Below are 10,365 nucleotides of genomic sequence, written 5' to 3'. Positions count from 1 at the left end.
AATCCCCAATTTTATGACTATCGAACGAATTCCCCAACAACACTATCCCAAAGCCGAGATTAATCGGCGTGGTATGGCGTTGGGTTTAGATTTTCTCGTGGTTTGGCTAGTCAGTTCTCTGTTGGGAAGTTATCAAGTCGGGATTCAATTCATGCAAATTCTAGTTTTTATCTTTGGTTGGCTAGTTTTGCGCGTCTTGGTAGTTTATAACAATCAAGGGCAAAGTTTGGGGCGTTGGGCGTTTGACTTAAAGGTGTTAGCAGTGGAAGGAGGAGAAGTTGTCGGCAGAATTCCCCAATTACCAGCACTGTTGAAAAGAGAAGCTATAATTGGCTTTGGGGCAATTTTGGTCTCTGTTGCTTTAGGCAATATTCGAGCCAACCCTACTGCTATACTGCTAGTAATTCCCCTAGCTATTGACTGCGGTGCTGCTTTATCTGATACTCAGATGCGGCAAGCTTTGCATGACCGTTATGCAGGAACTTTCATTGTTTCGTCGCGTCGGGGCTACTCGTTGGATCTAAAAATTAAACGATTAGTTGAAACTTTGCGGCGGAATGTGAGAAGATAGATATTTGTGTTAATTCTCTTCAGGCTTTAGCGTTTGTAAGATTATGGCAAAGAGTAAAGGTGTCCGCATTATAGTGACACTAGAGTGTACCGAGTGTCGAACAAATCCAGATAAGCGATCGCCAGGTGTTTCCCGGTATACGACAACCAAGAACCGTCGGAACACCACCAACCGCTTAGAACTGAACAAGTTCTGTCCTCACTGTAATAAACATACCGTTCACAAGGAAATCAAGTAAAGATGAGTTACTACCGTCGTCGTTTGTCTCCAATTAAGCCTGGAGAACCAATTGATTACAAAGATGTTGACTTGTTGCGGAAGTTTATCACCGAACGGGGTAAAATATTGCCACGTCGGATTACTGGACTAACCGCTAAACAACAGCGAGACTTAACATTAGCGATTAAACGGGCGCGTATCGTGGCTTTATTGCCATTTATCAATGCAGAAGGCTAAAAGCGAGTTGTTACTGAGTATTTTAGACTGGGCATGAACAAGAGAGGCTACATAAAAGGTGATATGTAGCTTTCGATTATCTGAGTCCATAATCTAAAATCTCAGTCAACGTAGGAGCTTGAGATAAATCTCAAATCATGAGATTTTGGATTTAGTAGTCAATATTTAACTCCAGAATCTAAAATTTAGTTGTCAACCAAATAATTAAAGTGCGAGAGTTGTGGAGAAGGGGACGCTAGTTGAATTTAGGGTTCAAAGCGATCGCCGTTTGGGGGTGGTAGACCGTCCAGACGGTAAAACACGTTGGTTTGTGATCGATGAACGTGGTCAATCCCACAGCCTCGCGCCTAGACAAATTACCTACACAGTCAACGGTCAAACCTACAAGCCGTCTGACATTCCCAGTTTTTTAGAGCAAGTCAAACCATATTTAGACCCCTCAAGTTTAGAAGTAGCTTGGGAACTGCTGGTAGAAGATGGGGAAGCAGTCACCCCGACGGAAATGGCAAATTTATTATTTTCCGCATCAGACCCAGCCCCCTGTTATGCCGCCCATTGTTTACTGTCAGATGATAAACTCTACTTTAAGCAAAAAGGTGAAGCTTACGAGCCGAGAACGAGTTCTCAGGTAGCAGATATTAAACACCAAATACAAGTAAAAGCCCTCAAAGCCAGGGAACAGCAAGACTTTTTAGTGCGTGTAGAAACAGCACTACAAGGGGAAGCAGTAGAATGGCAGCGTTATGACCGTCAACGTCTAGAAGCATTAGAAAAATACGCAACGCTGTTAGCAGAGATTTTCCGGGGGGGAGTCAATAATGAATCCCTAGCGCGGGCTTATCCTCCTCCAGCCCCAGTCTTAGAAACAATGAGTATGTTGGGGAGAGCCGCAACACCCCAAGGAGCTTGGGAATTATTGGTAGAATTGGGATGGTGGAGTTTGCATGAAAACTTGTTCCTGCGTCGTTCTGCAATTCCAGTCCAGTTTGCTAGTAAGGTATTAGAAGTGGCGGAACAACGTTTGCAATATCCTCCAATCGACTCAGATACAAATCGTCTGGATTTGACTCACCTCAAGGTTTACACCATTGATGATGAAAGCACCACGGAAATAGATGACGGCCTCAGTTGGGAAAAACTCGCTGATGGTAGACAACAACTGTGGGTACATATCGCCGATCCTACCCGTTGGCTAGCCCCAGAAGATGATTTAGACCTAGAAGCACGAAAGCGGGGCAGCACAGTATATTTACCGACGGGGATGGTTCCCATGTTCCCCGAAGTCCTGGCGACTGGGCCGATGAGTTTGGTACAGGGAAAAGTCTGTTGTGCTTTGAGTTTTGGCGTAATTTTAGATGAAAATGGGGGAGTAGAAGATTATACCATACATCCCAGTTTAATTAAACCTACCTACCGCCTCACCTACGAAGATGTAGATGAGATGCTGGAGTTAGGGGTAGAAGCAGAACCAGAAATAGCGGCGATCGCCTCTTGGGCAACCAAGCGCAAAGCTTGGCGGTATCATCAAGGCGCGATTAGTATCAGTATGCCGGAGGCCATGATTAAAGTCAAAGATGACGACATCAGTATCGACATCTTAGATGATTCCCCTTCCCGGCAGTTAGTAGCAGAAATGATGATTTTAGCTGGGGAAGTAGCCGCCCGTTACGGTCAAAAGCATAACATCCCCTTACCCTTCCGTGGTCAACCCCAGCCCGAATTACCCCCAGAAGAAGAATTACTCCAGCTACCGCCAGGGTTTGTGCGCGCCTGTGCCATGCGGCGTTGTATGCCCAAGAGTGAAATGAGTATTACTCCTGTGCGTCACGCTGGCTTAGGCTTGGATACCTACACTCAAGCAACGTCTCCGATTCGCCGTTACAGTGACTTACTGACTCACTTCCAACTCAAAGCCCATTTACGGGGAGAAGTTCCGCCATTTTCCGCCGAACAACTCAAAGAAGTGATGATGACCGTCATCAGTACCACTCAAGAATTGACAATGGTAGAACGGCAAACGAATAAATACTGGGCGTTAGAGTATTTGCGCCGTCAACCTGAGCAAATTTGGCAAGCAACAGTATTAATGTGGTTGCGGGAAGACAGCAATTTAGCACTAATATTGTTAGAAGATTTAGGTTTGCAGTTACCGATGATTTTCAGACGGTCGGTGAACCTGGGCGAACAAATATCAGTTAAAGTTAGCATTGCTGACCCACGAAAAGATGTGATTCAGTTCCAAGAGATAATTTATCAAGAAGCCCAGACAGCAGCGAATTAGAATCATTCATCAAGCAGATAACAGTAAAAGATGATGTAGTAGCGTGGCAAGGCTAAAGTAGTGCAAAAATATAGTTTTTGTGGTGTAAGCTCTCTAGCCTGCACCGGACGGGCAAGATGCCCATCCCACAAGAGAATCATGCTCGCCTCTATTTTATCCCAACGTCGCCACCAGTTCCTTTAAGCGATCGCGTCCATCTCGAAATACACACCAACCATCGCCAACTAAGACAGCTTCTATCTTTTCTAAGGCGGCTAATCGACGCACTGAAGTCACTGCTTCAGCTTTATTCAGCAGCTTGTCATCTGATATAATACTCAAACTGCCCGCTTTGTAGGCTCGGACTAAATCACCGGTAATCAAAGTAGTTTCTTCTAACAACAGTGCTAACTCACCGGGAGTTTTAGAACCTTGCATTTCCATCACCTTGAGGCCGGGGACAAATTCATCACCATCAGCTAACCAGCGATCGCACATTAAGGGAAAAGACTCTTTTTCGGCTATAGGCCCGGCTATCTTCGCATAGGTTTGATCAGCAATTTCCTTAGCTGACCGAATATGGTCAGAGTTAGTTAGTATAATCCAATCCACACCACCCAGAGAAATTAAGTGATTCCAGTCATGATTGGATAATGCCACCGGATCAATCAAAATATTACCACCGGGACGAATCCAAGCAAAGCCATTGAAATCAATATTTCTTGCTGGGTTGAAACAAGACCAGCCATATAAATCAGGACGGTGCAGAAATTTCATAGTTATTCTGGCTCTAGAGCTTTGATTATGATGTAGTTATAGTCAGCATCAATAATCTATCATTCAAAGCTGTTCTGTATATCGAATCAACCAAATGTAGGCGATCGCATTTACAAGTTGCTGTCAAAACCTTGTAGAGACGTTGCATGCAACGTCTCTACACCTTGCTCTACAGCATATTTCACGGTAAATCATCAAATTTAAACTGTACGGGTCTGGCGACTGCGTACCCGTTCAGGACTCCCGGTAGGAATTGCCGCAATTAATTGTTGTGTATATTCTTGTTTAGGTTCGCGGTAAATGCTTTCTGCTGCACCTTGTTCGACAATTTGACCACGGTTCATAACTAAAATGCGATCACTCATAAATTTGACGACGCTTAAATCATGGGAAATAAAAATATAAGTTAGTTGAAATTCCGCTTGCAATTCCTTTAATAAATTTAATACCTGCGCCTGTACAGACACATCCAAAGCCGAAACCGACTCATCACAAATAATAAACTTCGGGTTTAACGCCAAAGACCTAGCAATACAAATTCTCTGACGTTGACCACCAGAAAACTGATGCGGATAGCGGTTAATTGCATCTGCACTTAAACCGACTCTTTCTAATAATTCTGCTACCCTTGCTAAACGTTGTTTTTTCGTCTTACCTACAGAGTGAATTAACAACGGTTCCATAATTGCATCCCCAACCTTTATCCGGGGGTCAAGCGCGCTAAAGGGATTTTGGAAAACTATCTGCATTTCCCGGCGCAGTTTTTGCAAGGGTTCGCCTTTCAGGTGAGTAATATCTTGTCCATCAAAGATAATCTGACCGCTAATTGGGTCAAGTAATCGCAGTAGAGTTCTACCAAGGGTAGTTTTACCACAACCTGATTCTCCCACTAAACCTAATGTTTCCCCTGGTTTGACATCAAAAGAAACATCATTCACAGCCATGTTATAGCGTTGAGTCCGACCAAACCAACCCTTAACAGGGAAACCTACCTTAAGATGGCGAATTTGTAACAAAGGTTTCTGTTTTTCCAAGTTTTCTAGCCTAGCGGAGAGTTCTGCACCAGTCACTTCAGGAGGGCGTGCGGGTTGTTTTTCTTGTATAATCAAATCTCCGCTTGTAGTTTCTTCTACACTCATGTAGTCAGAAACCGTCAGTAATTTATGGGGACGACGGTTAAGGGTAGGACGACAAGCAATCAAACCCTTAGTATATGGATGTTGGGGATGATTAAAAATTTGCTCAGTTGCACCGTCTTCGACAATTTTACCTTTGTACATTACCGCTACTTGGTCGGCAATTTCCGAGATTAAACCCAAGTCGTGGGTAATAAAAATCAACGCCATGTCACGAGTTTGTTGCAATTCTCGCAGCAGGTCAATAATTGTAGCTTGGACGGTGACATCTAAAGCTGTAGTTGGTTCATCTGCAATTAGTAGCAATGGGTTGCAAGAAATCGCCATTGCAATCATCACCCGTTGTAATTGACCGCCAGAAAGTTGATGCGGATAGCGTTCCAGCATAGATTCTTTATGCTGTTTCACCAACTGCGCCAATTTATAATCATCAAGGGGAGAATGGGGGTGAGTTTGCGGCCAAGTGTCGATATATTGCTGTTGCAGTTGCTCATCACTAGGTAAAAGTTTCACCTCTTGCAGCAGCGCGATCGCAATTTGTTTAGCTTCACCTATCGTCACATTTTGATGACGCTGAATTGCTTCCGTTAACTGAAACCCAATGGTATAAACTGGGTTTAGAGAACTCATCGGTTCTTGAAAAATCATAGCAACGTCACCGCCTCGGTATAGTTGCATTTCCTCTGGCGGTAACGTCACTAAATTAATACCTTGATCATTTCCTTGAGCAGAAAACCAAATTTCCCCACCGCTAACTCTACCGGGATGTTGCAACAAACCCATCACCGCTAAAGCTGTAACTGACTTACCACTACCAGATTCTCCAACAATTCCTAGAGTCTCACCTCGTTTTAGCTGAAAGGAAATACCATCAACAGCTTTGACAGAATTGCCATCACCGGTAAATTCTACTTGGAGATTGCGAACTTCTAGGACTGTTTCTCTCATAGGAGTCTAGTATACAGTAAAAATTACTTTGGATTTTAACAGTAGTTTGGGATTTTATGGGGACTGGGGATTGGGGACAAATCAATTTAACAGTCAACAGTCAACAATCAAAAATTTTGAATTTTGAATTTTGAATTTTGAATTTTGAATTTTGAATTAATTAGTCCCCCTCATCCCTAAAACGGAATATCATCATCATTAGGTTCTTCTACCGGAGGTGCATAACTGCTGGGTGTAGAGACAGGTTCGTAGGTGTTTGGTGGGGGAGGGACATTTACGGGAGTTGTCACCGGGGTAGTTGTGGGACGTGGAGACTCGTAACTCGGAATATTACTCGGTGGTGGGGGTGGTGCTGTTTCTGTAACTGCGGGAGTTCTCGCGGGTGCTGGCGATGCGGTGAAAGCAGTGCCTACAGGTTGAATTTGTTGTACAGTTAATTCTGCATGTTTTTCTTTAGAACCATCTTGATTTTTAATTGTGTGCATCCCTAAGCGTCCGGCTAGAATTACGCGATCGCCTTGATGATAGTTTTGCTGAATTTCTGTGGCTAAATTTCCCCATCCCACAACTTTTAAAGTTGCTGGTGGTTCTTCCGGTTTCACGGAATTGGGAAACTGTACCAGCATTTCTGTCTTTGCTAAGTTATCTGCTGTATACCTTAATTGTGGCTCTTGAATGATTTCCGCCATTAACACACAACTGTTCATGATATCCTCCTGGCTTAATAATTTTTAATTTCTAATTCGTAATTCTCAACTCATATACGCAAGCCTATCTGGTTTGTGAAAATTGAGTTATTTCTAGCATAAAAGCCAAGCGATCGCGTTGTACAACAGTCATTACACTGTTGAACGCTTTCGCCTGACTAAAACGAGCATTGAATCTTGCATGAGTAGTATAATTGTATCACTTTTACAAAAAAAATACTTGCTACAGATATAAACCACAAAAAAGTTTCAAACCCTTGTAGAGACTAAGCATGGTAAGTCTCTACACTGTATCTAATTAGTCTTGTAGGGTGCGTCAGACTGTTTAAATGCTGTCAATCAACGTATTTTTGATATCTGACGCACCCTACTAATATGTTAGTTGCCTCAGTATCTAATTATTCTTGTAGGGTGCGTCAGACTGTTTAAATGCTGTCAATCAACGCATTTTTGATATCTGACGCACCCTACTGGACTGTTTCAGCTAAAATAGTACAAAAATATAGTTCTTGTGGTGTGGGCATCTTGCCCGCACCGGACGGGCTAGAGAGCTTATCCCACAAGAGAGTTTTAATGCACAAATTTAGCTGAAACAGTCCACTACTAAATATGCCAGTATCTAGTTAGCAGAAAACTGCTGTAATATAAATCCTAAATCTGAACATGAACGGGAAACACACCTAAAGCAATCAATCTGGCTGGTAGGTCACGTAAAATCGGTAAGCGTAACCAAGCTGGCGGTTGAAAGCTGCGGTTAGATGTGAGAATGGGAGCAAATACTCGTTTCTGAATCAATGTCTGAAATGCTTGAATGATGCGTGTGGGCAATTCTCGGCGCATCTGCACTTTTACCAAGTCTTTTAATTCTACATGATGATTTTGCAGAGGTTTAGTTAAGACATTGGCAGTTACCACCGCATCCTGAATAGCATAGTTAATTCCCACACCGCCAACAGGTGACATCACATGAGCTGCATCCCCAATTAATAATAACCCTGGACGATACCAGCGTTCTACAAGACTAGATTCTACAGAAAGAAACGCTACCTGTGACCAATCTTGTAAATTATCAATGCGGTTGGCTAATTCTGGGACAATTTCCACCACAGATGTTTTTAAAGCTGCTAAACCCTCACCCCGTAATTTTTGATATCCTCCCTTGGGAATGACATAGGCAATTTGCCATTGATCACCACGGTCAAGCATCGCTACAATATGACCAGCAGCAAAGCGTCCCATTCCTCCCTCAATTTCTTCTGGTTGACGGGGTAGACGAAACCAAAGTACATCCATCGGTGGTGAGGTTTCAATGGTGGTAAAATTTCCTAACTGTCGTAACTTGGAATGACGACCATCTGCACCAACGGTGAGTATAGCCCGGACTTCATGCCAACCACCACCGCCCCGATAGCGGACACCTTTAATTACTCCATCCTCTGTAATTAGTTCTTGGACATTTGCCCCCATAACTACTTGACAATTGGGGTGTTTTTGTGCTTCATCGGTGATAAATTCCAGAAATCTCACCTGGGGAAGCATTGTAATGTAGGGATAGGAGGTTTTGAGGTGACTAAAATCGGCGAGTGTTACCGTATCTTGCGGCGTTTTGACTTGAATTTGCCGCATTTTAGCATGGGGTAATTGCAGCAAGCGATCGCTCAATCCCAATTCTGCCATAATTTCCATAACAGACGGGTGAATCGTATCACCACGAAAATCTCGGTCAAAATCCTTATGTGCTTCCAACAGCATCACAGAAACACCTTGACGTGCTAGCAGCAATGCTAACACCGCACCAGCCGGGCCACCGCCAACAATGCAACAATCTGTAGTCTGTACGTCTACAATATCATGGGTAGTCATGATTGCACCTCTGTTTAGGAGTGGGGAGTAGACAAATCAATTCAAAATACCCTGCGGGAACGCCAAAGGCGTACAAAATTCAAAATTCAAAATTACAGAATCTTTGGGAAATGGGGATGAGGGAGATGAGGGAGATGTTTGTTGTGGGCTGGAGAAAGTGGTGTTTAATTCTACGGTAATTGGGTTTTGCTGATGTAGACCGTTTTTTTGTAATTCGTAATTACTGCTATGCTAACTCTTGACTAACGACTAATGACTAATGACTAATGACTAATAACTAATGACTAATGACTAAAGTTGTTATAGAAAACGTTTATAAAAGTTTCCCTCCCCGCAAAGGGGAAAGTGTCACCCCTGCTGGTAAGGTAACTCAGACAGCAGCAGAACAACCAGGAAATATTAATGTGTTGCGACGAATTAACCTCACCATTAATGATGGGGAATTTATGGTGTTGGTGGGTGCTTCTGGTTGTGGGAAAAGTACCTTACTGCGGTTAATTGCTGGGTTGGAGGTAATGACAGGTGGTAATATTTGGGTAGGCGATCGCTTGGTGAATGATTTACCACCCAAAGACCGTGACATTGCAATGGTGTTTCAAAATTACGCCCTTTACCCTCATAAAACGGTGTATGAAAATATCGCCTTTGGGTTACGTCGTCGGGAATTAGGCAATGTTGCAACTCAGCACTCTCAACTCCCTGAGTGGGGAGAAAATTTCCTCGTGGGGATGACAAGAAATTTACCGAAAGGTTTACGTTATATCTCGGAGAAAGAGCGAGAAGTAGACGCAAGGGTGCGGAGTGTGGCGGAGTTATTGCAAATTGAAAAATTATTGCATCGCTTACCGAAACAACTATCAGGGGGACAAAGACAAAGGGTAGCATTAGGACGAGCGATCGCACGTAATCCGCAAGTATTTTTAATGGATGAACCGCTTTCCAACTTAGATGCTAAACTCAGAGCAGAAACCCGCACTCAAATCGTCAAATTACAACGCCAGTTAGGGACAACGACGATTTACGTCACCCATGACCAAACAGAAGCGATGACAATGGGCGATCGCATTGCCATAATGAATCAAGGTCAGATTCAACAAGTAGCTTCACCATTAGAACTATATAATCATCCCACCAACCGCTTTGTCGCCGAATTCATTGGTACACCACCGATGAACTTCATCCCCGTAAAATTTCACGCACCTTTATTAATTACCCATTCGCAATTTCGGCTCACCCTTCCAGAAGAGTGGGGTAGAGCGTTACAAAGATATGATGGACAAACCCTAATTTTAGGTATTCGTCCAGAACACCTAAGTTTGAGCGTACCAGCGACAAAAAATTTACCAGTGCAAGTAGACTTAGTAGAAAACCTCGGTCACGATGCTTTTATTACTGTTAGACTGATGGATCAAGATTCTAAGTTTGCTCAAATAATCAATCCTCTGCAAGTGCGAGTACCACCAGAAAAATTAGTTAGCATTGGTGAACAACTGTGGTTATCCCTCACCCCAGACAAACTGCACTTTTTCGATCCAGACACCGAGTTAGCGATTTTTCCCTAGTTGGTATTGTTGACTGGAGACAAATAAATTCAACAGTCAACAGTCAACAGTCAACAGTCAACAGTCAACAGTCAACAATTTTGAA

Annotated in this window: 9 protein-coding genes; 5 read left to right on the top strand and 4 right to left on the bottom strand. The window is 43.3% G+C overall.

Translation table 11 applies throughout. From position 1 onward, the window contains the following. The first annotated feature begins 13 nt into the window (after positions 1 to 13). The 4 genes from AACS98_RS21435 (at position 14) to AACS98_RS21420 (ending at position 3,308) form a co-directional block, all read left to right on the top strand. Positions 14 to 571 carry an RDD family protein gene (locus AACS98_RS21435; protein ID WP_066383816.1) on the top strand — a complete coding sequence of 186 codons (558 nt, stop codon included), beginning with the start codon at positions 14 to 16 and terminating at the stop codon, positions 569 to 571. Between the two features lie 43 nt (positions 572 to 614). Further along, the gene (rpmG, locus tag AACS98_RS21430) at positions 615 to 809 is read left to right on the top strand and encodes a 50S ribosomal protein L33 (RefSeq protein WP_082803697.1); all 195 of its coding nucleotides are present in this window, start codon (positions 615 to 617) and stop codon (positions 807 to 809) included. A gap of 2 nt (positions 810 to 811) precedes the next feature. Further along, positions 812 to 1,027: a 30S ribosomal protein S18 gene (gene rpsR / locus AACS98_RS21425; protein WP_066383809.1), complete on the top strand. Its 216-nt coding sequence runs from the start codon at positions 812 to 814 to the stop codon at positions 1,025 to 1,027. A gap of 220 nt (positions 1,028 to 1,247) precedes the next feature. Then, a complete protein-coding gene (locus AACS98_RS21420; RefSeq protein ID WP_066383807.1) occupies positions 1,248 to 3,308 on the top strand; it encodes a ribonuclease catalytic domain-containing protein in 2,061 nt (686 codons plus the stop codon). Between the two features lie 153 nt (positions 3,309 to 3,461). Here the strand turns inward: AACS98_RS21420 and AACS98_RS21415 are convergent, their stop codons facing one another. From AACS98_RS21415 to AACS98_RS21400, 4 genes are all read right to left on the bottom strand, one after another. Further along, positions 3,462 to 4,064 carry an MBL fold metallo-hydrolase gene (locus tag AACS98_RS21415; protein ID WP_066383805.1) on the bottom strand — a complete coding sequence of 201 codons (603 nt, stop codon included), beginning with the start codon at positions 4,062 to 4,064 and terminating at the stop codon, positions 3,462 to 3,464. Positions 4,065 to 4,264: 200 nt separating this feature from the next. Next, positions 4,265 to 6,148, bottom strand: a complete 1,884-nt coding sequence (locus tag AACS98_RS21410) for an ABC transporter ATP-binding protein (RefSeq protein ID WP_066383800.1) — start codon at positions 6,146 to 6,148, stop codon at positions 4,265 to 4,267. 176 nt (positions 6,149 to 6,324) lie between these two features. Continuing rightward, complete coding sequence (locus AACS98_RS21405; RefSeq protein ID WP_066383797.1) at positions 6,325 to 6,855, bottom strand: single-stranded DNA-binding protein; 531 nt, start codon at positions 6,853 to 6,855, stop codon at positions 6,325 to 6,327. A 651-nt stretch (positions 6,856 to 7,506) separates the two neighbouring features. Beyond that, on the bottom strand, positions 7,507 to 8,718 hold the full coding sequence (locus AACS98_RS21400; protein WP_066383794.1) for an FAD-dependent oxidoreductase: 1,212 nt from the start codon (positions 8,716 to 8,718) through the stop codon (positions 7,507 to 7,509). 287 nt (positions 8,719 to 9,005) lie between these two features. Here AACS98_RS21400 and AACS98_RS21395 point away from each other — a divergent pair, with 287 nt between their 5' ends. Next, on the top strand, positions 9,006 to 10,280 hold the full coding sequence (locus tag AACS98_RS21395) for an ABC transporter ATP-binding protein (protein ID WP_066383791.1): 1,275 nt from the start codon (positions 9,006 to 9,008) through the stop codon (positions 10,278 to 10,280). Positions 10,281 to 10,365: the final 85 nt, after the last annotated feature.

This window comes from Anabaena sp. CA = ATCC 33047 (assembly GCF_963870205.1).
Taxonomy (GTDB): Bacteria; Cyanobacteriota; Cyanobacteriia; order Cyanobacteriales; family Nostocaceae; genus Trichormus.
This window is presented reverse-complemented; position numbering and strand designations above follow the sequence as displayed.